Source organism: Streptomyces muensis, assembly GCF_021474425.1.
Classification (GTDB): domain Bacteria; phylum Actinomycetota; class Actinomycetes; order Streptomycetales; family Streptomycetaceae; genus Streptomyces; species Streptomyces muensis.
The window spans coordinates 1-22,587 of the sequence record NZ_JAKEIP010000092.1 but is presented as its reverse complement, the minus strand read 5'-3'; the positions used below and the strand labels follow the sequence as shown (position 1 = coordinate 22,587).

General features: G+C 70.3%; 21 protein-coding genes and 2 riboswitches. Of the genes, 8 read left to right on the top strand and 13 right to left on the bottom strand.

Translation table 11 applies throughout. The features are described 5' to 3' along the window. Positions 1–103: 103 nt before the first annotated feature. Positions 104–1,081 carry a helix-turn-helix transcriptional regulator gene (locus L0P92_RS21950; RefSeq protein ID WP_234764521.1) on the bottom strand — a complete coding sequence of 326 codons (978 nt, stop codon included), beginning with the start codon at positions 1,079–1,081 and terminating at the stop codon, positions 104–106. A 28-nt stretch (positions 1,082–1,109) separates the two neighbouring features. Then, a complete protein-coding gene (locus L0P92_RS21945; protein WP_234764520.1) occupies positions 1,110–1,982 on the bottom strand; it encodes a thioesterase family protein in 873 nt (290 codons plus the stop codon). A 133-nt stretch (positions 1,983–2,115) separates the two neighbouring features. Here L0P92_RS21945 and L0P92_RS21940 point away from each other — a divergent pair, with 133 nt between their 5' ends. Next, complete coding sequence (locus L0P92_RS21940; RefSeq protein WP_234764519.1) at positions 2,116–3,360, top strand: alpha/beta hydrolase; 1,245 nt, start codon at positions 2,116–2,118, stop codon at positions 3,358–3,360. On the opposite strand, the gene L0P92_RS21935 is transcribed toward L0P92_RS21940, so the two are convergent. From L0P92_RS21935 to L0P92_RS21895, 9 genes are all read right to left on the bottom strand, one after another. After that, positions 3,269–3,925 carry a trimeric intracellular cation channel family protein gene (locus L0P92_RS21935; protein WP_234764518.1) on the bottom strand — a complete coding sequence of 219 codons (657 nt, stop codon included), beginning with the start codon at positions 3,923–3,925 and terminating at the stop codon, positions 3,269–3,271. The two genes, L0P92_RS21940 and L0P92_RS21935, sit on opposite strands and share 92 nt — an antisense overlap. A 64-nt stretch (positions 3,926–3,989) precedes the next feature. Beyond that, positions 3,990–5,249, bottom strand: coding sequence for an ABC transporter ATP-binding protein (locus L0P92_RS21930; RefSeq protein ID WP_234764517.1), 1,260 nt, complete (start codon positions 5,247–5,249; stop codon positions 3,990–3,992). Beyond that, a complete protein-coding gene (locus L0P92_RS21925; protein WP_234764516.1) occupies positions 5,246–6,340 on the bottom strand; it encodes an ABC transporter ATP-binding protein in 1,095 nt (364 codons plus the stop codon). The genes L0P92_RS21930 and L0P92_RS21925 overlap by 4 nt, the downstream gene beginning before the upstream one ends. Continuing rightward, positions 6,337–7,344 carry an ABC transporter permease gene (locus tag L0P92_RS21920; RefSeq protein WP_234764515.1) on the bottom strand — a complete coding sequence of 336 codons (1,008 nt, stop codon included), beginning with the start codon at positions 7,342–7,344 and terminating at the stop codon, positions 6,337–6,339. The genes L0P92_RS21925 and L0P92_RS21920 overlap by 4 nt, the downstream gene beginning before the upstream one ends. 69 nt (positions 7,345–7,413) lie before the next feature. Continuing rightward, positions 7,414–9,165 (bottom strand): ABC transporter substrate-binding protein, encoded by a 1,752-nt coding sequence (locus tag L0P92_RS21915; protein WP_443733278.1) that lies wholly within the window; start codon positions 9,163–9,165, stop codon positions 7,414–7,416. Positions 9,166–9,237: 72 nt separating this feature from the next. Beyond that, entirely contained in the window at positions 9,238–10,236 is a 999-nt protein-coding gene (locus L0P92_RS21910) for an ABC transporter permease (RefSeq protein ID WP_234764513.1), read from the bottom strand. Between the two features lie 363 nt (positions 10,237–10,599). Next, entirely contained in the window at positions 10,600–11,400 is an 801-nt protein-coding gene (locus L0P92_RS21905; RefSeq protein ID WP_234764512.1) for an enhanced serine sensitivity protein SseB C-terminal domain-containing protein, read from the bottom strand. A gap of 154 nt (positions 11,401–11,554) precedes the next feature. Next, on the bottom strand, positions 11,555–12,346 hold the full coding sequence (locus L0P92_RS21900) for an enhanced serine sensitivity protein SseB (RefSeq protein WP_234764511.1): 792 nt from the start codon (positions 12,344–12,346) through the stop codon (positions 11,555–11,557). Positions 12,347–12,465: 119 nt separating this feature from the next. After that, entirely contained in the window at positions 12,466–13,140 is a 675-nt protein-coding gene (locus tag L0P92_RS21895; protein ID WP_234764510.1) for an AAA family ATPase, read from the bottom strand. Positions 13,141–13,310: 170 nt separating this feature from the next. Then, positions 13,311–13,409, top strand: a riboswitch (glycine riboswitch). Beyond that, a riboswitch (glycine riboswitch) is annotated at positions 13,410–13,536 on the top strand. 36 nt (positions 13,537–13,572) lie between these two features. Here L0P92_RS21895 and gcvT point away from each other — a divergent pair. The 5 genes from gcvT (at position 13,573) to L0P92_RS21870 (ending at position 18,691) form a co-directional block, all read left to right on the top strand. Further along, the gene (gene gcvT, locus L0P92_RS21890) at positions 13,573–14,691 is read left to right on the top strand and encodes a glycine cleavage system aminomethyltransferase GcvT (RefSeq protein ID WP_234764509.1); all 1,119 of its coding nucleotides are present in this window, start codon (positions 13,573–13,575) and stop codon (positions 14,689–14,691) included. Between the two features lie 162 nt (positions 14,692–14,853). Next, the gene (gene gcvH, locus L0P92_RS21885) at positions 14,854–15,231 is read left to right on the top strand and encodes a glycine cleavage system protein GcvH (RefSeq protein ID WP_234764508.1); all 378 of its coding nucleotides are present in this window, start codon (positions 14,854–14,856) and stop codon (positions 15,229–15,231) included. A 15-nt stretch (positions 15,232–15,246) separates the two neighbouring features. Then, on the top strand, positions 15,247–16,521 hold the full coding sequence (gene glyA / locus L0P92_RS21880; protein WP_234764507.1) for a serine hydroxymethyltransferase: 1,275 nt from the start codon (positions 15,247–15,249) through the stop codon (positions 16,519–16,521). 85 nt (positions 16,522–16,606) lie between these two features. After that, the gene (locus L0P92_RS21875; RefSeq protein WP_234764506.1) at positions 16,607–17,974 is read left to right on the top strand and encodes an L-serine ammonia-lyase; all 1,368 of its coding nucleotides are present in this window, start codon (positions 16,607–16,609) and stop codon (positions 17,972–17,974) included. A gap of 159 nt (positions 17,975–18,133) precedes the next feature. Then, positions 18,134–18,691 carry a glycoside hydrolase family 25 protein gene (locus L0P92_RS21870; protein ID WP_234764505.1) on the top strand — a complete coding sequence of 186 codons (558 nt, stop codon included), beginning with the start codon at positions 18,134–18,136 and terminating at the stop codon, positions 18,689–18,691. Between the two features lie 52 nt (positions 18,692–18,743). On the opposite strand, the gene L0P92_RS21865 is transcribed toward L0P92_RS21870, so the two are convergent. Continuing rightward, the gene (locus L0P92_RS21865; protein WP_234764504.1) at positions 18,744–19,421 is read right to left on the bottom strand and encodes a FadR/GntR family transcriptional regulator; all 678 of its coding nucleotides are present in this window, start codon (positions 19,419–19,421) and stop codon (positions 18,744–18,746) included. Between the two features lie 198 nt (positions 19,422–19,619). On the opposite strand from L0P92_RS21865, the gene leuA reads away from it, so the two are divergent. Together leuA and L0P92_RS21855 are read left to right on the top strand one after the other, a co-directional pair. Further along, the gene (gene leuA / locus L0P92_RS21860; RefSeq protein ID WP_372497299.1) at positions 19,620–21,395 is read left to right on the top strand and encodes a 2-isopropylmalate synthase; all 1,776 of its coding nucleotides are present in this window, start codon (positions 19,620–19,622) and stop codon (positions 21,393–21,395) included. Then, positions 21,392–22,180 (top strand): ABC transporter ATP-binding protein, encoded by a 789-nt coding sequence (locus L0P92_RS21855; protein WP_234764503.1) that lies wholly within the window; start codon positions 21,392–21,394, stop codon positions 22,178–22,180. Before leuA ends, L0P92_RS21855 begins: the two co-directional genes overlap by 4 nt. Before the next feature lie 51 nt (positions 22,181–22,231). Here L0P92_RS21855 and L0P92_RS21850 read toward each other — a convergent pair whose 3' ends face one another. Then, positions 22,232–22,450: an EF-hand domain-containing protein gene (locus tag L0P92_RS21850; protein ID WP_126395194.1), complete on the bottom strand. Its 219-nt coding sequence runs from the start codon at positions 22,448–22,450 to the stop codon at positions 22,232–22,234. Positions 22,451–22,587: the final 137 nt, after the last annotated feature.

Sequence of the window (22,587 nt, the reverse complement as noted above, 5' to 3'; positions counted from 1 at the left end):
CAACGCCGCTTAGGGCTTCCTTGAGGCCCGGCTGTCCACGGCCTGTGCGCCGGGCAAAGCACCTCTCAAGTCAGCCCGCTGACCTGCGGTTTTCCTCGACTCCTCACCCTACTCGCTGGTACAAGGCCGTGACAGAAGCGGCCGCGCGCGCCAGTTCGTCCCGTACCTCGGACGGCGAGACGACCTCCACCCGGTCCGAGAACTGCAGGAGTTGACGCGCCTCGCCGACAACTCCCAGCGAGAGACGCACGGTGACCCAGCCGTCCCCGCCCACACCCTCGTCCACGCCCTCGGGCAGCGAGACCAGCGACGACGCCATGAGCCGCAGGAACAGGTCGAGACGGTCGCGCCGTACGCGCACCGTCACGTCGATGCCGCCCGGCCGCTCCTCCACCTGTCTGCGCAACACCTCCCAGACGTCGGCGAGTTCGACGCCCGGCCGGCGCCGCACCACCTCGTCCAGAACCCGTGCCGACCGCACCCGGTCCGCGCGGAAGAGCCGCGGTCTGCCCCGCCGGTCGGCGACCAGGTACCAGACGCCGGCCTTCGAGACCAGGCCGTACGGGTCGACGGTGTACGTCCGCGGTTCCTGCTCGCCGCTGTGCCGGTAGCGCAGCCCGAGGCGCCGGTCGGCGAAGACCGCGTCCTGCAACACGTCGAGGTCGACGGCGGGTTGGGGGCCGCCCTTCCAGCGCGTGGCGTCGACGAGGATGCGGCGGGAGGTCACCTCGGCGGCGGGGCGGTGCGGCGCCGGAAGGGCGGCCATCACCTTGCGCAGCGCCGAGCCGAGCGCCATGTCCAGGCCGAGGGCGGCGTGCGCGCCCTGTGCGGCCAGGATGAACAGGGCGCGGGACTCGTCGGCGGTCAGACCGGTGACGTCCGTACGGAACCCGGCGAGCAGCTCGATCCCACCGTGCCGCCCGCGCTCGGCGTAGACCGGGACACCGGATGCCGACAGGGCTTCCACGTCCCGGTAGATGGTGCGGACCGACACCTCCAGCCGCTCGGCGAGTTCCGGGGCGGTCACTCGGCCGCGGGTCTGGAGGAGCAGGAGGATCGACAGGAGGCGGTCGGACTTCACCCCGCCACGATCCCAGGCCCTCCCCGGGTCAGCTCAACCGCACCCGCGCCAGCTGCCTCGACTGCGCCACCAAACGGTCCGCGCTGTCCCAGACCTCCGCGTCCTCCTCGAGGAACCCGCCCGCGAGGTTGCGGGTCGTGATCGACACCCGCAGCGGGCCCGGGGCCGGGCGGCAGCGTATGTGGACGGTGAGTTCGACTGTCGGGACCCAGCCGGAGATGCCGATCTCGAAGGCGGTCGGCGGCAGGGCGTCGACCGCCAGCAGCAGCGAGAGCGGATCGGCGTCGCGGCCGTCCGCCAGGCCGAACCAGGCCCGCATCTCGCCCTTGCCCGAGGGCTGCCCGAGCGCCCAGCCCAGGGTGGACGGGTCGAGCTTGAGCATCAGGCGGTCGGTGATGGCCGAGCTGCCGTCGACGGGGGCAGGGCCGTCCTCGGGGCCGAAGCAGTGCTCCATGGGCGGGAACGCCGGCGGCTTGGCCGTCGTACGGACGTCGTCGGGGAGCGCGTCGAGGTCGCCGTACGAGGCGAGGACGCGGATCCGCTCGACCTCGCGGCCCTGCTCGTCGTACTGGAGGAGCGAGGCCTGGCCGGTCGACAGGGTCCGCCCCGTGCGCACCACGTCCGTGCGGACCACCGCGGGGCCGGGCTGGGACGCCGTCAGGTAGTGCGCGGAGATCGTGAACGGGTCGCCGTGCGGAAGGGCGTCCGCGAGGGCGCGGCCGAGCACCGCCAGCAGATAGCCGCCGTTGACGGCGCTGATGATGGTCCAGCCGGCGGAGAGGTCGATGTCGTAGACGCCGGGCTCGCGCGGGGTGAGGGCGGTGTCGCGGTCGAACTCGCTGTCGCCGATCGTGGCCCGCGGGGCGGCGGGGGCCGTCGGGGCGGAGGCTGCTTCTGGCATGGATGAACGGTACAACAGCAAACTACTAAGCGGTAGCTTTTCTACTCTGGCTGCAGGCTGGATGTGAGCAACTTTTCGGTAAGTGTCCTCCCGCGTCCGAAACCCGGAGCCCCATCTCCCCCTCTATGAGGACATGAGCCTCACCGGGACCCCGTTCCTCTACACGCTGATCGCGCTGTGCGTCGTCGCCGTCGCGCTGCCGCTGGTCCTCTGGTCGCGGGTGCGCGGTCCCAAGGCCGTACGGGCCGCCGGCCGGGTGCTGATGCTGCTGTTCGCGCAGGGCACCGCGGTCGCCCTGGTCTTCACGATGGTCAACAACTCCAACCAGCTGTACGACAACTGGGGCGACCTGCTCGGCACCAGCGACCATGTGCACGAGGCCGCCGACCTCGGGGCGAGCGGCACGGGCGGGATAGCGCTGGAGAAGCTGCCCAAGGTGCGGCAGGTCTTCAAACCGGGCAAGGGACCGGGCATGCGCTCGGAGGGCGGTGTGCTCGTCACGCAGCTCAAGGGCCGGGTCTCCGGGGTGCACGCCGAGGTCAACGTCTGGCTGCCGCCGCAGTACCGTGACCCCGCCTACCGCGATCACAGGTTCCCGGTCGTCGAGGTACTGCCGGGCTATCCGGGCTCGTCGAAGGCCTGGTACGGGACGATGGACGCGCCCGAGCAGCTGGCCCCGCTGATGCGCAGCGGCCAGATCGAGCCGTTCATCATCGTCTCGCCGCGCACCACGCTGCTGCCGGGCAAGGACACCGGCTGCGCGAACATCCCGGGCAAGGTGAACGCCGACAGCTGGCTGAGCGTCGACGTGCCGAAGATGGTCATGGACAACTTCCGGGCGCAGGCGGCGCCGGACGGCTGGGCGGTGGCCGGGTACTCGGCGGGCGCGCACTGCGCGGCGAAGCTGGCGGTCGCCCATCCGGACCGCTACCGGGCCGCGGTGAGCCTGTCCGGCTACAACGACCCGATCGGCGTGCCCCAGTCGCTGGCGGGCAAGTCGCCCGCCCTGCGGGCCGCGAACAACCCGTACGTGCTCCTCAAGGAGTCCCGGGTGCCGCCGCGCGTCGCGCTCTACCTCTCCGGTCAGCCGAAGGACGGGTACGAGGCGGCCCTGGCGCTCCGGCGGATCGCGAAGGCGCCGACGACCGTGAACGTGGTGTTCATCCCGAGCAGCGCGGGCGGTCACACCATGGCGCTGTGGAAGCCGCAGGTGGTTCCGGCGTTCCGCTGGCTGACCGAGGTGATGGGGTCGCCCGGGACCCGTACGGCGCCGGGCTCCGGCGGGACTACTCCTCTCGCACCGTCGACCGTCGGTTCCAGGCACGCGGAGCTCGCCAGTGGAAGCGCATCGCCAGCAGCCGCAGCACGAAGGCCGTGACGGCGGCGAGGGTGCCGGTGAGCGGGGTCAGGGCGTCGTAGTGGATGCACAGGACGGTCATCGTGGCGCCGACGATCGCCGGGACCGCGTACAGGTCGCGGTCCCAGCGCAGCAGTGAGGGCACCTCGTTGGCGAGGACGTCCCGCAGCACACCGCCGCCGACGGCGGTCGCGAGGCCGAGGGTGGCGGACGCGGTGAGATTGAGGCCGTAGTCGTACGCCTTCGCCGTCCCGGCGACGCAGAACAGTCCGAGGCCCGCCGCGTCGAAGACGTTCACACCGGTCTGGATGCGCTCCACATGCGGGTGGAGGAAGATCACCAGCAGCGCGGCGAGCAGCGGGGTCAGGAAGTACCCCAGGTCTGTGAAGGCGGCCGGCGGTACGGCGCCGATGATGACGTCCCGGAACAGCCCGCCGCCCAGGGCGGTGACCTCGGCGAGGACGGCGATGCCGAAGACGTCGAAGTTCTTGCGGACCGCCAGCAGGGCGCCGGAGATGGCGAAGACGAAGATGCCGATCAGGTCGAGCGTGTGCTGGACGGACGGGCTGAACAATTGCTGGAGCACTCGTACATTCTTGCGCAGCAACAAGCCCCCGCCTTGCAAAGGAAGGCGGGGGCTCGGTACTGGGCTACTTCTCGGTGGACTCCTCGGCAGCGCGCTGGGAGTCCTTCGCGGGCGCCGACTCGGGCTCCGACTCCGGCTCGGACTCCGAGTCCGGCGCCGTCTCCGGCTCTGGCTCTGGCTCCGAGGCCGGCTCCGGCGCCGACTCCGCGAGCACCTCGTCCGCCACCAGCTCCGCGGCCTCCTTGGCCGCGGAGAGCAGGACCGTGTCCTGGGGCTGCTGGTCCGCGAAGTCCTCCGGGTGGTGACAGGCCACACGCTGGCCGGGGCGCAGCTCGATCAGCGGGGGCTCGGTCGTGCGGCAGACCTCGGTCGCCTTCCAGCAGCGCGTGTGGAAACGGCAGCCGCTCGGCGGGGCGATCGGCGAGGGCACGTCGCCGCGAAGCAGGATGCGCTCGCTCTTCTGCGTACGCCGCTTGGGGTCCGGGATCGGCACCGCCGACAGCAGGGCCTTGGTGTACGGGTGCATCGGCGAGGCGTACAGCGAGTCCCGGTCGGCCAGCTCCACGATCTTGCCGAGGTACATCACCGCGATGCGGTCCGAGACATGCCGTACGACGGACAGGTCGTGCGCGATGATCACGTACGTCAGCCCGAGCTCGTCCTGGAGGTCGTCCATCAGGTTGACGACCTGCGCCTGGATCGACACGTCCAGCGCGGAGACCGGCTCGTCGGCCACGACCATCCGGGGCTTGAGGGCCAGCGCGCGGGCGATGCCGATGCGCTGGCGCTGACCGCCGGAGAACTCGTGCGGATAGCGGTTGTAGTGCTCCGGGCTCAGGCCCACCAGTTCGAGGAGGCGCTGGACCTCCTTCTTGACGCCGCCCTCGGGCTCGACGCCCTGGAGCCGGAAGGGCGCCGAGACGATGCTGCCGATGGTGTGCCGGGGGTTCAGCGAGCCGTACGGGTCCTGGAAGATCATCTGCACGTCGCGGCGCAGCGGGCGCATGCCGCCGGTGTTGAGGTGCGTGATGTCCGTACCGTCGAACTCGATCTTGCCGCCGCTCGGCTCCAGCAGCCGGGTGATCAGCCGGCCCATGGTCGACTTGCCGCAGCCGGACTCGCCGACGACGCCGAGGGTCTCGCCCCGGCGCACCTCGAAGTCGATGCCGTCCACGGCCTTGACCGCCCCGACCTGCCGCTGGAGCAGGCCCTTCTTGATGGGGAAGTGCTTGACCAGGCCCTCGACCTTGAGCAGCGGTTTCTCGTCGTCGGCCGGCGCGGCTTTCACGGCCGCCGCCGCGGCCCCGGTCTCAGTCTCGCTCACAGCTTCGGCGCAATCTCTTCGGTCCAGATCCGGGTGCGGTCCTCCTGCGACAGGTGGCAGGCGGTGAAGTGCCTGCTGCCGACCTCGCGCAGTTCGGGGCGCTCGGTGCGGGTGATCCCGCCCTTGGGGACGTCCGCATAGGGGCAGCGCGGGTTGAAGGCGCAGCCCGAGGGGACGTTGATGAGGCTCGGCGGCTGGCCCTTGACCGGGATGAGCCGGTCGGTCTGGGCGCGGTCGATCCGCGGCATGGAGCCGAGCAGACCCCAGGTGTAGGGGTGCGACGGCTCGTCGAAGATCTTGTCGACCGGGCCGCGCTCCACACAGCGTCCGCCGTACATCACGAGGATGTCGTCGGCGATCTCGGCGACCACGCCGAGGTCGTGGGTGATGATGACGACCGCGGAGCCGAACTCCTTCTGCAGGTCCCGGATCAGGTCGAGGATCTGCGCCTGCACGGTCACGTCGAGCGCGGTGGTCGGCTCGTCCGCGATCAGCAGTTCGGGGTTGTTCACCAGGGCCATGGCGATCATCGCGCGCTGGCGCATACCGCCGGAGAACTCGTGCGGGTACATGTCCACGCGCTTGTCCGGCTCCGGGATGCCGACGCGGTCGAGGAGTTCGACGGCGCGGCGGCGCGCGGTCTTCTTGTCGACCTTGTTGTGGACCCGGTACGCCTCCACGATCTGGTTGCCGACCGTGTAGTACGGGTGCATGGCGGACAGCGGGTCCTGGAAGATCATCGCCATCTGCCGGCCGCGCATCCGGCGCACCTCGTCGGGGCTCGCCGAGACGAGTTCCTTGCCGTCGAGCCAGATCTCGCCGGACATCTGCACGTTCTTGCCGCGGTTGCCGAGGCGGTGCAGGCCCATGACGGCCAGTGAGGTCACCGACTTGCCGGAGCCGGACTCGCCCACGATGCCGAGGGTCTTGCCCTTCTCCAGCTGGAAGGAGAGACCGTCCACGGACTTGACCAGGCCGTCGTCGGTCGGGAAGTGCACCTTGAGGTCGCGCACTTCGAGGAACGCCTGGGGCGGCTCGCCGGCACGTACGGGCTCGCCGACGGCGGCCCCGGTCTTGGACAGGTCGGTCACGAGAGCCTCACCCGCGGGTCGATCGTGGCGTACAACAGGTCCACCACCAGGTTCATGAAGACGACGAAGAACGCCGCGAGCAGGGTCACCCCGAGGATCGGGGGCAGGTCGTTGGCGGTGATCGCCTCGACTGCGTACTCGCCGATGCCGTGCAGCGAGAACACCGTCTCGGTGATGACGGCGCCGCCGAGCAGCAGGCCGATGTCCATGCCGAAGACGGTCACCAGCGGGGTCAGCGCGGCCCGCAGACCGTGCCGGACGACGACCTTGCGCTCCCGCAGACCCTTGGCGCGAGCGGTGCGGATGAAGTCCTCGCTCATGGTCTCCAGCATGCCCGAGCGGGTCAGCCGGGCGTAGATGGCCGAGTAGAGCAGGGCCAGCGAACACCACGGCAGGAACAGGGTGTTGGCCCACTGGGACGGGTTCTCCGTCAAGGGGACGTACGTTCTGCCGAAGATCTCCAGCTGATAGCTGAACAACAGCAGGGCCAGCTGCCCGGTGAAGAACATGGGCAGGGAGACGCCCGCGAGGGCCACGCCCATGGCGGACCGGTCGAAGAACGAGCCCGGCTTGAGTGCGGAGATGACACCGGCCGCGATCCCGCCGACCAGCCACAGCACGGCGGCGCCGACGGCCAGCGAGAGGGTGACCGGCAGCCGTTCGGTCAGCTGGGGCCAGACCTCGAGGTGGTCCTTGAAGGAGTAACCGAAGCAGGGTGCGTCACAGCGCACCGTGGTGGGGCCGAGGTCGTAGGTGGCGCCGGAGACGATCCCCTTGATGAAGTCCCAGTACTGGATGTAGACCGGCTGGTCGAGACCGAGGTTCGCCTTGACCGCCGCGATGTCCTCGGGGGTCGGGTTCTTGCCGATGTACTGCTGTGCCAGCTGGTCGGCGGTCTGCCCGGCGAGCTTCGGCAGGATGAAGAAGATGCCGAAGGTGACCGCGGTGACGACGAGCAGCAGGACCAGTGCCGCGATCGTCCGGCGGATGATGTACGAGATCACGAGGACCGGCGCCGGCGCCCGCGGATGACGAGGTCCGCGGGCGCCAATGCCTTCACCTGCCTTCCGGGGCTACTTCTCGGCGGTGCCGACGTTGAGGTAGTCGTACTGACCGCTGAAGGCGGACGTCGACACCAGGTTGGTGGCGTGCGGCGTGCGGTACAGCAGGACCTTGAAGTAGGTCAGCGGCACGATGGCGGCCTGCTCCATCATCTTCTGGTCGACCTCGGTGTACGCCTTGGTGCGGGCGGCCTCGTCGGTGTTGCCGATCGCCTCGTCCAGCAGCTTGTTGATCTCGGGGTTGTCCAGCTCGGAAAGGTTGGTGTTACCCGACTGGCTGATGGCCTTGCCGTGCGCGATCTGCTGCAGGAAGCCGTAGCCGGTGGGCCAGTCGGCGCCCCACTGCATCATCATCAGGCCGATGTTGTTCTTCTCGTTGAACTTGGGCACGCCCGCGTAGTCGGAGAAGTACTTGCCGGACGGGTACTGCTTGATGTCGGCGTCGATGCCGACCTTCTTCAGCGCGCCGACGATCGCGGTGGCCGCGTCGACCTCGCCCTGGCGGTCGGTGCGGGCCGAGATGGAGGTCTTGAAGCCGCCCTCCTTGCCGCAGGCCTTCAGGTGCTCCTTGGCCTTGGCGACGTCACCCTTGCTGCCCGGGGTGGCGTACTGGTCGGCCTTTTCGTAGCCCGAGACGTCGGTCGGCAGGACCGTGGTGGCGATGTCACCGCGGATCGGGCCGCCCATCGCGGTCTGCACGGCGGTCTTGTCGATGGCGTACTCGACGGCCTTACGGCACTCGATGTTGTTGAACGGAGCGAGCTTGGTGTTGATCGCCGCGTAGATGAGACGGCCGCCCAACGCGTTGTCCGTGTTGGCCATCTCGTCCTTCTTGCCCAGGATCTGCGCCTGGGTCTGCGCGTCGACACCCGTTCCCTGGATGTCGATCATCGTGGCCCCGGACATCACGTCCTTGTCGATCGTGGCCTTGTTGACCTTGAGGTTCACCACGATCTTGTCCGGGTACTGCTTGCGCAGCGGGTCCGTCTTGGCGTCCCACTCGGGGTTGCGGACCAGGACGATCTGCTTGCCCTCGTCGTACTTCTCGAACTTGTACGAGCCGGAGGAGACGACCTTCTTGGTGTAGTCGACACCCGTGTCCTTGGCCCGCGGCACGGGGGCCGTCTGCGGGGCGCTGACGAGGTAGTCGAACTCGGCGAAGGCCTTGTTCAGGTGGAAGACGATGGTGTGGTCGTCCGGGGTCTCGATGGACGAGATGCCCTTTTCGCTCTTGTCCTTGTACGGACCCTTGTAGTCGTCCGGGTTGTCCAGCAGGTTCTGGAAGTAGTTGGGCCCGAGCGAGAGCACGTCACGCGCGAAGTTCGAGCGCTCCACGGCGTACTTGACGTCCTTGGAGGTGACCGCGGACCCGTCCTCGTACTTGACGCCCTGACGGATCTTGTACGTCCAGGTCTTGCCGCCGTCGCTGGGCGTGCCCGCGCCCTCGGCGAGGTCCGGGACGAGTTCGTTGCCCGCCTCGCCCGGGGCCGGCTTGAAGGTCATCAGGGGACGCGCGTAGAGGCGGCTGAAGTTGTAGCCGTAGGCGTAGTACATGTTGCCCGGGTCCAGCGACTCGGGGGCGTCGGAGCTGGCGTAGGTGACCGTTCCGCCCTTGTGGGTGGAGGCGTTCACCACTCCCTTGGTCGCGGCGTTCGCGCCGGCGCCCTTGGGCGTGTCGGCGCCGTCGTCGGCCTTGCTGCAGCCCGCGAGAAGCAGGCCGGCGCTACTGGCGACCGCAATCGCGGCCATTGCTGACCTTCGCATGATGGTCGGTTTCCCCTTCGTAGGTGGACACTTGGGTGGGACGTCGGGTCGCGGGTGTCGCGACCGCGGACGTCAGCGGCTGCGGGGGTCGAGTGCGTCCCTGAGGCCGTCACCGAGGAGGTTGAAGGCCAGCACCGTGATGAAGATCGCCAGGCCGGGGACGATCATGTACTGCGGGTCGACCTCGAAGAAGTCGACGGCCTCGTTGAGCATTCCGCCCCAGGACGCCTGGGGCGGCTGGATGCCCACGCCGAGGAAGCTCAGCGAGGCTTCGAAGAGGATGTTCGTCGGGATGAGCAGCGTCGAGTAGACGATGATCGGCGCGACGAGGTTGGGCAGCAGTTCCTTGAAGAGGATGTACGGGCCGCCGGCCCCCATCCCCCGGGAGGCGTCGACGAACTCCCGCTCGCGCAGGGCCAGGGTCTGGCCGCGCACGATGCGCCCCATGTAGGGCCAGTTGAAGAAGCCGATGACGAAGATCAGTACGGAGATGTGCAGCGGCAGCCCTTCGAGGCCGAAGGCACCGCCCTGGAGCGTCGCGGAGATGGCGATGGCGAACAGCAGCAGCGGGAACGCCAGGAAGGTGTCCATCAGCCGGCTGACGACCGTGTCGACCCGGCCGCCGTAGTACCCGGCGACCAGGCCCATCACGGTGCCGATGACGACGGACAGCAGCGTCGCGCCGAAGGCGACGACCAGGGAGACCCAGGAACCCTCCAGGATGCGCGCGAGGATGTCCCGGCCGAACTTGGGCTCGACGCCCAGCGGGTGGTCCCAGCTCATCCCGCCGAAGTCACCTTTGGGCAGCGAGGTGTTGGGGTCGATCAGGTCCTGGTGGAAGGCGTTGGGGTCGAGACCCAGCAGCGCCTGGAGCGGACGGGACAGCGCCGCCACGAGGATGAGCAGCACGACAACGATGCCGCCGACGACCGCTACTTTGTCCCGCTTGAAGCGGGACCAGGCGATCTGCCCGAGTGACCGGCCCTCGATCTTCTTGGCCCCGACCCCCTTCAGCACGGCCTCCGGCTGGGCGTCGGCCTGCGATCCGGTGGTCTCGATCGGTGCCGTCACGGTGAGTCTGACCCCTCTCGGCCGACGGTTGTCGGCCCCCCTGGCTGCCGCGGTAGCGGTTGCTCCAACTCGCACACAGGGCCTGCCGCCCCGTGTCTTGACCGGGAGTCTTCAACGCTTTGGCGATCTGTTGCCAGAGCTGGCGAGGAAAGTATGCGCAACCGTGATGCTGTCTGCGGGGTTCCGTTATCCGAACAGCGGGTAACGACGGCCGGACGCACGCCAGTTGGGGCGTATGAGGGCGGACCGGGACCTTCCGTTCGCATCTACGCGCGGAGATTCACCTGGGAAACCGAAGCCGGGGGCCCTTTGCGCCTACGACAGCCGGGTCGCCGACCGCTCGGTAGGTTAGCCCATGAATGATCAGTAACGGCCCTGTGGCGGTGGGTAGCCGTAGCCGGCCGCCGGGGCCTGCGCCGGGGCGGCGGCGTGCGCCTCGCGGTCGTAGAACGGGCGGGCGGTCGCCCGCATCCACATCGCGACCGGGTCGTCCTCGTCGGACATCGCCACGGTCGAGACGGGCAGGCCGTCCGGGACCGCGCCGATCGACTGGAGCATCATCGAGCGCACCGAGTCCACCGCGGGCGGGCTGGTGTCGTACACGTCGAGCCCGATCGCGAGATACGGCGCGCCGAGGGCCGGCTGCACCCAGGCGCGGCGCAGGGAGCGGACGGCGGGGGTGCGGTGGGCGTTCTGCGCGAGCAGGGCGTAGAACTGCGGGATCTCGATGCCGGGTTCGGACAGCCGGAGCGGGCCGGCCGGCTGACGGTCCAGGCCCGTGGCGATACGGCGCAGGTCGAGCCAGGGGATGCCGACGCCGCCGCCCGGGGCGTGCGGGTTCAGCCAGAGGCCGAAGTGGTCCGGGTAGAGGGTGCGGGCCACGTCGATGCCGTCGACGACCTCGTAGGAGCGGTTCCAGCCGCTGGCCGACAGCTCCTGGGCCGAGGTGACGCAGGGGGCGTAGCCGTGGCCCTCGACCTCCATGTTTCCGTACTGGGCGTCCGGGGAGCCGGCCTGGCCGTGCCACAGCAGCATCCAGATCTGGCCGGAGTTCGGGGTGGCGAGGGCGCGGAGGAGCGCCTCGTAGGCGTCGTAACGCCCCGGCGTCACCTGGCGCAGCATGTGCTCGACCTGGCCGGTCGCCGCGGTGCCGCTCGCGCTCACCTTTTACCGCCCTTTCGGGGAACGTGGGTTTCGAGCCCAGCTTAAGCGTTGAGAGCTCGGGACCTGATGTGGTCTGCGGGCTGCGGGTAGTGCGTGGCTGGTCGCGCCCCGCGGCGGAGCCGCATATCGATACAGCCCCGCGCCCCTTGGGTTCTCAGAGTGCCCGCGTGTAGAAGGGGCGGACCTTCTGGCGCATCCACTCGATCACCGGGTCCTGGGCCACGTCCAGGAGGACCAGGTTGACCGGCCAGGGGGCCGGGGTGTGGCCGAGGGCTCGGGCGAGGGCGTCCATGGGGGCCGCGCGCAGGTCGCCTTCCCAGTGGGCGAGTTCCACGCCGACGAACATCACGGGGTGGGCCGTCTCGATCGCAGCGAGGCAGCGGCGGGCCGTGGTGACCACGCCGGTCTCGGCGAACTCGGCCGAGGCTGCCGCGAGGAAGTCGACCGGGTCGTCCTGCCAGTCGGGTTCGTAGAGCTTGACGCGGCCGCCGGAGGTGAGGCCGTCCAGTGGGGTGCGGCCCACCCGGCAGAGCTCGGCCACCGCGGCCGGGGGCAGCGGGACGCCCACCGTGCCGTCGGGGTTGACGGCCATGCCCACCTGCGGGGGCAGACCGCGGGCGAACTCGACGGCGGGGGCGACGGTGTACGACATGTGGGCGCCGACGACCTGGCGGAACTGTTCCTCGGAGCTGAAGACCGGGACGTAGGCCTGGCCGGCCATCTCCACGGTCGGCAGGTCCAGCGGGCCGCTGGTGGGGCCGCCGCCGTTGGGCAGCGGCACCCAGACGAAGCTGCGGCCCAGCACCTCGATGATCCGGCCGCCGGCCGAGGGGAGGCCGAGGGATGCTGAGAGCACCTCCTCCAGCTCGTTGCCGGGCCAACCGCCGTGCGCGTGGAGGTGTGCCCCTGCCGGGAAGTCCGCGGGGAGATCCGCTGCGAAGTCCATCTGTCTGACCGCCTGCTGTGAACCACGTCTGTGGCTCAAAAGGCTATCCGGTGTCCGCCCCGGCGGATATTGGGGCGGCGGGGGCGAGGACAGCGGGCGCCCCCGCGCCCCGCGCCCCCTCAGCCCGTGAACCCGATCCGCCGCAGGGCGTCAGCCGCCTCCCGGTCGAGCAGTACCGCGGAGCCGCAGCCGTGGGGCAGGGCGCCGGCCTCCACCGAGTTCAGGAGGCGGGCGGCGGCTCGGCGGTGGCGCAGGAAGGCGTACCGCGAGACGCCTCGGCCGCGCTCGCGCTGGCCCTCCAGGGCCGTGTCCGGGGCGACGTCGAGCAGCAGCAGGTGCAGGCTGCCGCCGCGGCGGCGGGCCTCGCGGGCCAGCCAGCCGCGCACCCAGGCCTGCGTACCGCAGTCGTGCACGACGACGCCCTCGCCGGAGCGCACGGCGCGGCGCAGTCCGGCGTAGTGCGCCAGGCGGACCAGCGGGCGGTAGACGGCGTAGGGCAGGAAGCGCGGCATGCGGGCGGCCCAGCGGTCCCGGGCGTCCTGGGAGTCGATACGGGTGCCCCGCACCGCACGCTTCATCAGCGTGGACTTGCCGCTGCCGGGCAGGCCGGTGATCACGACGAGGTCCTCAGGGCCGAAGAGCAGGGCGCGCGGGCTGTGGCCGGAGCGCTCGCGCAGATCACGGACCACGGGTGCGAGGCACGCGCCGCGGACTTCGGCCGCCGGGGCCGCGGGCTGCTTGGGCAGCGCCATGCCCGAGGTCGTGGCGTACGCCGTAGTGCGGTTCACCGTCATCGTCCTCCTCCGGGGTCAGGATTCCCCATCCCCACTGAGCGTAAAGAGAAGGTAATGGATGATCTCTCGCATTTTCGTTCACTTCCTGCCACAAGCCGGTTACAGACACGGCCTGCCGTTGACGGCCGTGGCCGTGCAATGATGTGCGCGCCAACTGCATACCGGCCGTTTGAATCCGCGCGGGAGAGTCCCCAGCAGTCCATCGCCGGGGCGCCGAAGGAGCAAGTCCCTCCCTTGAATCTCTCAGGCCCCGTTACCGCGCGGGCGAGGCACATCTGAAAAGCGGGCCGCTCTGTCCCTACCCGGGACACGCGGTCCCACCCAAGGTGCAAGCCGTTGATCGTCCCCGTGGCGGTCGGGGCGAACCTCTCAGGTTCCGATGACAGATGGGGAGGACCGACCTCGCCCGTCATGCCTTGGGAGACACGTCCGATGAGCAGCACTGAACCCCGTCGTACCGCGCTCGATGCCCTGCATCGCTCGCTCGGCGCGACGATGACCGACTTCGCCGGCTGGGACATGCCCCTGCGGTACGGCTCCGAGCGCGACGAGCACAACGCCGTACGGACGAAGGCCGGGCTCTTCGACCTCTCCCACATGGGCGAGATCACCGTCACCGGCCCCGCGGCCGCCGCCTTCCTGAACCACGCCCTGGTCGGCAACATCGCCTCCGTCGGCGTCGGCCGCGCCCGCTACACCATGATCTGCCAGGCCGACGGCGGCATCCTCGACGACCTGATCGTCTACCGGCTCGCCGAGACCGAGTACATGGTCGTCGCCAACGCCTCCAACGCCCAGGTCGTGCTGGACGCGCTGACCGAGCGTGTGACCGGCTTCGACGCCGAGGTCCGTGACGACCGGGACGCGTACGCCCTGATCGCCGTCCAGGGCCCCGAGTCCCCGGGCATCCTGAAGTCGCTCACCGACGCCGACCTCGACGGCCTGAAGTACTACGCCGGCCTGCCCGGCACCGTCGCCGGCGTCCCCGCCCTCATCGCGCGCACCGGCTACACCGGCGAGGACGGCTTCGAGCTGTTCGTGAAGCCGGAGCACGCCGTCGAGCTGTGGCAGGCGCTGACCAAGGCGGGCGAGGGCGTCGGCCTGGTCCCCTGCGGCCTGTCCTGCCGGGACACGCTGCGCCTCGAGGCGGGCATGCCGCTGTACGGCAACGAGCTGTCGACCTCCCTCACCCCCTTCGACGCCGGGCTCGGCCGGGTGGTGAAGTTCGAGAAGGAGGGTGACTTCGTGGGACGTGAGGCGCTCGCCGCGGCGGCGTCCCGCGCCTCGGAGAACCCGCCGCGCGTCCTCGTCGGCCTGATCGCCGAGGGCCGCCGCGTCCCGCGCGCCGGGTACCCGGTCGTCGCCGGCGGCGAGGTCATCGGCGAGGTCACCTCCGGCGCGCCCTCCCCCACCCTGGGCAGGCCGATCGCGATGGCGTACGTCGACGCCGCGCACTCGGCGCCGGGCACGGCCGGGGTCGGCGTGGACATCCGGGGCAGCCACGAGCCGTACGAGGTCGTGGCGCTGCCGTTCTACAAGCGGCAGAAGTAACGCCGTACGGAGAGACTGGCCCAGATACGGCACGGCAACTGGTCCATCCGTAAGCCAGACAGCGGCCCTGTGCGTGACCCTGCGCACATTCGCGCTGCTCACAAGCGTTTCCAGCAGTCCCCCATTCATCACCACTCCCGCGCGTACAGGAGAATTCAGGCCATGAGCAACCCCCAGCAGCTGCGCTACAGCAAGGAGCACGAGTGGCTGTCGGTCGCCGAGGACGGCGTCTCGACGGTCGGCATCACCGAGTTCGCGGCCAACGCGCTCGGCGATGTCGTCTACGCCCAGCTCCCCGAGGTCGGCTCGACGGTGACCGCGGGTGACACCTGCGGTGAGCTGGAGTCGACCAAGTCCGTCTCCGACCTGTACTCCCCGGTCACCGGCGAGGTCACCGAGATCAACGAGGACGTCGTGAACGACCCGGCGCTGGTGAACTCCGCCCCCTTCGAGGGCGGCTGGCTGTTCAAGGTACGCGTCACGGAGGAGCCGGCCGACCTGCTCTCCGCCGACGAGTACGTCACCCACACCGCCGGCTGAGGAGTAACACCCCTTATGTCTGACAAGTCGCTTCTGAACACGCCCCTGCACGAGCTCGATCCGGCCATCGCCGCCGCGCTCGACGCCGAGCTGGAGCGCCAGCAGTCGACCCTGGAGATGATCGCCTCCGAGAACTTCGCCCCGGTCGCGGTCATGGAGGCCCAGGGCTCGGTCGCCACCAACAAGTACGCCGAGGGCTACCCGGGCCGCCGCTACTACGGCGGCTGCGAGCACGTCGACGTCGCCGAGCAGATCGCCATCGACCGGGTCAAGGAGCTGTTCGGCGCGGAGTACGCCAACGTCCAGCCCCACTCCGGTGCCTCCGCCAACCAGGCGGCCCTGTTCGCGCTGGCCCAGCCCGGCGACACCATCCTCGGCCTGGACCTGGCCCACGGCGGCCACCTCACCCACGGCATGCGGCTGAACTTCTCCGGCAAGCAGTTCAAGGTGGTCCCCTACCACGTGGACTCCGCCACCGGCCTGGTCGACATGGCCGAGGTCGAGAAGCTCGCCAAGGAGCACCGGCCGAAGGTGATCATCGCGGGCTGGTCGGCGTACCCGCGGCAGCTGGACTTCGCCGAGTTCCGCCGGATCGCCGACGAGGCCGGGGCGTACCTGTGGGTCGACATGGCGCACTTCGCGGGTCTGGTGGCGGCCGGGCTGCACCCCAACCCCGTCGAGTACGCGGACGTGGTCACCTCCACCACCCACAAGACGCTGGGCGGCCCGCGCGGCGGCATCATCCTGGCGAAGAAGGACTTCGCCAAGAAGCTGAACTCCTCGGTCTTCCCGGGCTTCCAGGGCGGCCCCCTGGAGCATGTGATCGCGGCCAAGGCGGTCTCGTTCAAGGTCGCCGCGAGCGAGGAGTTCAAGGAGCGCCAGCGCCGCACCGTCGAGGGCGCCCGCATCCTGGCGGAGCGGCTGACGGCCGCCGACGCCCGTGAGGCCGGTGTGAACGTGCTCTCCGGTGGTACGGACGTGCACCTGATCCTGGTCGACCTGCGCGCCTCCGAGCTGGACGGGCAGCAGGCCGAGGACCGGCTCCACGAGGTCGGCATCACGGTCAACCGCAACGCGGTCCCGAACGACCCGCGCCCGCCGATGGTGACCTCTGGCCTGCGCATCGGCACGCCCGCCCTGGCCACCCGCGGCTTCACGGCCGAGGACTTCGCCGAGGTCGCGGACGTCATCGCCGAGACGCTGAAGCCGTCGTACGACGTGGACGCGCTCAAGGCCCGGGTCAAGGCCCTGGCCGACAAGCACCCGCTGTACCCCGGTCTGAACAAGTAGTCCCTTTTTGTGGGGTGTCCCGCACACTCGTAGGTGAGCGGGACACCCCACGCCCCTGTTCCACCCCGTATTGAGGAGTCCCACCGTGGCCATCTCGGTCTTCGACCTGTTCTCGATCGGCATCGGCCCGTCCAGCTCCCACACGGTCGGCCCGATGCGCGCGGCACGCATGTTCGCCCGCCGACTGCGCAACGAGGACCTGCTGGACTCCGTGGCCGCCGTACGAGCCGAGCTGTACGGCTCCCTCGGCGCCACCGGCCACGGCCACGGCACCCCCAAGGCGGTCCTGCTCGGCCTGGAGGGCGCCTCGCCGCGCACGGTGGACGTGGAGACGGCGGACGAGCGGGTGACGGCGATCAAGGAGGCGGGCCGGCTGCGGCTGCTCGGCGAGCGCGAGATCCCGTTCTCCTTCGACGACGACCTGGTCCTGCACCGCCGCAAGGCACTCGCCTACCACGCCAACGGCATGACGGTCCGGGCCTTCGACGCCTCCGGGGCGGAGCTGCTGTCGAAGACCTACTACTCGGTGGGCGGCGGCTTCGTCGTCGACGAGGACGCGGTCGGCGAGGACCGCATCAAGCTGGACGACACGGTCCTGAAGTACCCCTTCCGCACGGGCGACGAGCTGCTGCGCCTGACGAACGAGACGGGCCTGTCGATCTCCGCGCTGATGCTGGAGAACGAGCGGGCCTGGCGCACGGAGGAGGAGATCCGGGCGGGCCTGCTGGAGATCTGGCGGGTCATGCGGGAGTGCGTCTCGCGCGGCATGTCCCGCGAGGGCATCCTGCCGGGCGGCCTGAAGGTCCGCCGCCGGGCCGCGAACACGGCCCGCAAGCTGCGCTCCGAGGGCGACCCGAAGGCGCTCGCCATGGAGTGGATCACGCTGTACGCGATGGCCGTGAACGAGGAGAACGCGGCGGGCGGCCGGGTGGTCACGGCCCCGACCAACGGCGCCGCGGGCATCATCCCCGCGGTCCTGCACTACTACATCAACTTCGTGCCGGGCGCCGACGAGGACGGCGTCGTCCGCTTCCTGCTCGCCGCTGGCGCGATCGGCATGCTCTTCAAGGAGAACGCCTCCATCTCCGGCGCCGAGGTCGGCTGCCAGGGCGAGGTCGGCTCCGCCTGCTCCATGGCCGCGGGCGCCCTCGCGGAGGTGCTCGGCGGCTCCCCCGAGCAGGTCGAGAACGCCGCCGAGATCGGGATGGAGCACAACCTCGGCCTCACCTGCGACCCCGTCGGCGGCCTCGTCCAGATCCCGTGCATCGAACGCAACGGCATGGCCGCGGTCAAGGCCGTCACGGCGGCGCGGATGGCCATGCGGGGTGACGGCTCGCACAAGGTGTCCCTGGACAAGGTCATCAAGACCATGAAGGACACCGGGGCGGACATGTCGGTGAAGTACAAGGAGACGGCGCGGGGCGGGCTGGCGGTCAACATCATCGAGTGCTGACGGCATAGGGGGCGGGCCGGGCCGTTGCCGCGCGCACAGCGGCCCACGACCGAATGTTGACAATTGCCCGTCAGGTACGCGTCAGCCATGCCACGGTGGGGCATACACCCCATCCGAATCCAACTCCTCTCCCCCCACCAGCACTTCGGGAGTCCCCCCATGATCCGTGGCATCGATGTCAGCGCGTACCAGTCCTCGTCCTACGACACCGACGGCATCTCCTTCGTCTTCATCAAGGCGACCGAGGGCCGCTCCTACATCAACCCCAAACTCGCCGCCCAGACCAAACGCGCCCGCGATGCCGGCCTGGTCGTCGGCTTCTATCACTTCCTCTGGCCCGGCAACCTCTCCGCCCAGGCGGACTACTTCGTGAGCAAGGCCCCCGAGAGGGCGGGCGACATCCTCGCCGTCGACTGGGAGACGACGAGTTCGGGGACGCATGCGAGCAACGCGGAGAAGGATCTGTTCATCCGGAAGGTGAAGGAGAAGCGGCCGAACAACCCGGTCATTTTGTACTGCAACCGCAACTATTGGCTCAATGTGGACAGTACCTCCTATGCCGGCGACGCTCTCTGGATCGCCGACTACGTGACCGCGGGCAAGCCCCGCATCCAGGCGAAGTGGCGCTTCCACCAGTACACCGACAACCCGCTGGACAAGAACGTGGCGAACTTCGCGAGCAAGGCCGCGCTGCGAGAGTGGGCCGAGAACGCCTGACGATTCGGCCGCCCGGCCTTCGGCATCCGCGGTGCCCTGGGAGACGGACCCGCTATCCGCCGAACGGATCCTCCAACTCCTTCCGCACCACCTCCGCCGCCCTCTCCGCATCCCCCTCCGCGACCGCCCGCACAAGCGCCGCGTGGGCGTCGTCGGCGGTGTTCGGGTCATGGGTGCGCAGGGCGGTGAGGGTCAGGAGTTCGATCAGGCCGTCGCGCAGGACGGGGATGAACTCGCCGAACAGGTCGGTGAGTACGGGGTTGTGGGCGGCGGCGACCACGGCGGCGTGGAGGGCGATGTCGGCGTCGACGAAGGTCACGTCGTCACCCGCGGACGCGGCCCGGCGGCCCTCCAGCGCGGCCTCCAGCGCCGTGATGTCCTCCGGTGTCCGGCGGTGCGCGGCCAGGCGGGCCGCCTGGACCTCGACGGCCATGCGGACCTCGTAGACATCGGACACCGCGGCCCGGCGCAGTCGGGCGGGCCAGTCCTCGGCGGGCTCGGTGGCGATGACGAAGACGCCCGCGCCCTGGCGCGGTTGGACGAGGCCGGCTCCGGCCAGTGCGCGCAGTGCCTCGCGGACGGTGGAGCGGCCGACGCCGAGTTCCCTGGCCAGCGTGGTCTCGCCGGGGAGCTTCGTGCCGACGGGCCAGTGGCCGTCGGTGATCTGCTCGCGCAGGCGCTCGGCGGCCTGTTCGACCAGCGGGCTGGGGCGGACGGCACCGAGCGGCACGGCATGCACCTATCTGTCTGAGGAGTCAGCAGAATTCTACTTGTCTGAGGAGCTGAGGAGTGGCTAGCGTAGTGACCATGACGCTCCGCGGTCTCCTTCTCCTCGGCTGCCGCGGCGGGGCCTGACGCGACCGGCACCCCGCCGCGGGACGCCGTGCTGCCGGTCACCGTCCGACCCAGCCGAAGGCGACAGCAGACGATGACCACCCCCGCGACCAGCCCCGCGGCCACGACCGCGGCGAGCCACAGGGCCACGACCGCGCCCACCACCACACCCGTTCCGTGGAATCCCCAGCGCCCCAGCCCGATGCCCCACCACCGCTACCGCCCCTTCCAGGACCGGGTCGACGTCCCCGTCACCGAGCGAACCTGGCCCTCCGCCCGTGTCGAGCGGGCCCCCCTCTGGGTCCCCGTCGACCTGCGGGACGGCAATCAGGCGCTCGCCGAGCCGATGGACACCCCGCGCAAGCGCCGTTTCTTCGATCTGCTGGTCGGGACCGGGTTCAAGGAGATCGAGGTCGGCTATCCGTCGGCGAGCCGTACGGACTTCGACTTCGTACGGCACCTGGTGACCACGGACGCCGTACCCGACGACGTCACGCCCGTCGTGTTCACCCCGGCCCGGCCGGAGCTGATCGACCGGACCTTCGAGTCGATCGCCGGACTGCCACGGGCCGTCGTGCACCTGTACATCGCGACCTCTCCGGTGTGGCGGGACGTCGTCCTCGGCCGGGACCGCGGCGAGGTGTGGCGGACGGTGCGGGAGGCGGCCGAGCGGATGGCGCGGCGGGCGGAGGCCGCGCGGGACTCGCACGTCCGTTTCCAGTTCTCCCCGGAGACCTACAACCTCACCGAACCCGACTTCGTCCTGGAACTGTGCGACGGGCTCACCCGGTTGTGGGACGCGAGCCCCGACCGGCCCGTCACGCACAACCTGCCGGCGACCGTCGAGATCGCCACCCCCAACGTGTACGCCGACCAGATCGAGTACATGCACCGCCACCTCGCCCGACGCGACTCGGTGATCCTCTCCGTGCACCCGCACAACGACCGCGGCACCGGCGTCGCCTGCGCCGAACTCGCCGTGCTGGCCGGCGCGCAGCGGGTGGAGGGCTGTCTGTTCGGCAACGGGGAGCGCACCGGCAACGTCGACCTGGTGACGCTCGCGCTCAACCTGTACGCCCAAGGGGTCGACCCCATGGTCGACTTCGGCGACATCGACGCCGTCAGGGACACCGTCGAGCACTGCAACCGGCTGCCCGTGCATCCGCGCCACCCGTACGGCGGCGACCTCGTGTACACGGCCTTCTCGGGCACCCACCAGGACGCGATCAGCAAGGGGCTCGCCCGGCACGCGCGCAGGGCAGCCGAGTCGGGGGTGCCGGCCGAGCGGCTGCCGTGGGAGGTGCCCTATCTGCCGATCGACCCGGCCGACGTCGGCCGGTCCTACGAGGCCGTCATCCGCGTCAACTCGCAGTCGGGCAAGGGCGGGGTGGCGCATCTGCTGCGCACGCACCACGGCATCGACCTGCCGGAGCGGATGCGGCCCGACTTCTCCCGGGTCGTGCAGGAGGCGACGGACGACAGCGGCCGGGAGGCCACGCCGAAGGAGCTGTACGAGCTGTTCGCCGCGACGTACATGGCCGAGGGCGACGTACGTCTGCACGACTGGTCCATCCACCAGGAGGCACCCGGCGTCCACCGCTTCGTCTGCACCCTGCAGTCCGGCGACCGCGTCGGCGACCACGAGGGCACCGGCACCGGCCCCCTGTCCGCCTTCGTCGACGCGCTCGCCGGCGCCGGACACCAGGTCGACATCGTGGACTTCGCCGAGCACAAGGCGGACGGCGAGAGCACCGCCTACGCCGAGTGCCGGTCGAACGACACGACCGTCTGGGGCGCCGCGCGCGCCGCGTCCGCCCTCACCGCGTCGGTCGAGGCGGTGCTGTCCGCGGTGAACCGGGCACTGCGGTGACCGAGGTCCTGCGTGCCGAGCACGTCCACGTCGTACGGGAGGGGAGGCCGATCCTCCAGGAGGTGTCCCTCACCGTCCGGGCCGGGGAGCACTGGGCGCTGCTCGGCGCGAACGGCGCGGGCAAGTCCACGCTGCTCAGCCTGCTCGGGGCGCTCGTGCACCCGACCCGGGGCGGCGTGGAGGTGCTGGGTCGCCGGCTCGGCCGGGTCGACCTGCGGGACCTGCGCGCGTACGTCGGTCACGTCGACCCGCGCCATCCGCTCCGCTCGCCGCTGCGGGCGCGGCAGGTCGTGCTCACGGGACTGACCAACTCCGTGGAGCCGCTCCCCCGCTGGCGTCCGGCGCCCGGGCAGGAGGAGCGCGCCGAGCGGCTGATGCGGACGCTCGGTCTCGCCGAGCACCGTGAGGCGCGCTGGCCCACGCTCTCGCAGGGGCAGCGGGCGCGCACCCTGATCGCCCGGGCGCTCATGCCGCGGCCGCGGCTGCTGCTCCTGGACGAGCCGGCCACCGGCCTGGACCTGCCGGGCCGGGAGTTGTTGATCGAGGCCCTCGACGGGCTGCGCCGGGAGCACCCGCGGCTGGCGACGGTCCTGGTCACCCATCACCTGGAGGAGCTGCCGCCGGGCACGACGCACGCCCTGCTGCTCCGCGAGGGCCGCGCGCTCGCCCAGGGCCTGGTGGGCGAGGTCCTCACCGGCGACCAGGTGGGCAAGTGCTTCGACCTGCCGCTCGCCCTGGAGCGGCACGGCGGCCGCTGGACGGTGTCGGTCCGGCGCCGGACATGACGAAGGGGCGCCCGTCCGCCGCTCGGGCCGACGGGCGCCCCTTCGCATGGGTCACTTGCTCAGGAAGGCCCAGAACTCGTCGAACGACAGCAGCTTGTCGCCGTTGAGGTCGCGGCTCTTGATGATCGCCTCGGCGACCGCCTCGGTCACGTTCCAGTCGCCGCCCTGCGCGAGGGCGGACTTGAACTCGGCGGCGGTGATGGTGCCGTCACCGTCCGCATCGATGCGCTCGAACTGCTTGCGTGCTTCCTCGATGTCGATGTGCGCCACCGGTCCGCCCCTTTGCTCACGTCTGTCGTGTTGTGCTGGCTTGCTGCCGCAGGTCAGATTAACCGCCCGCCCGCACTCCCAGCGCGGCGACCGTCCTCGATCATGTCTGGGAGGGTGGGGGCTTGCGGTGGGTGGAG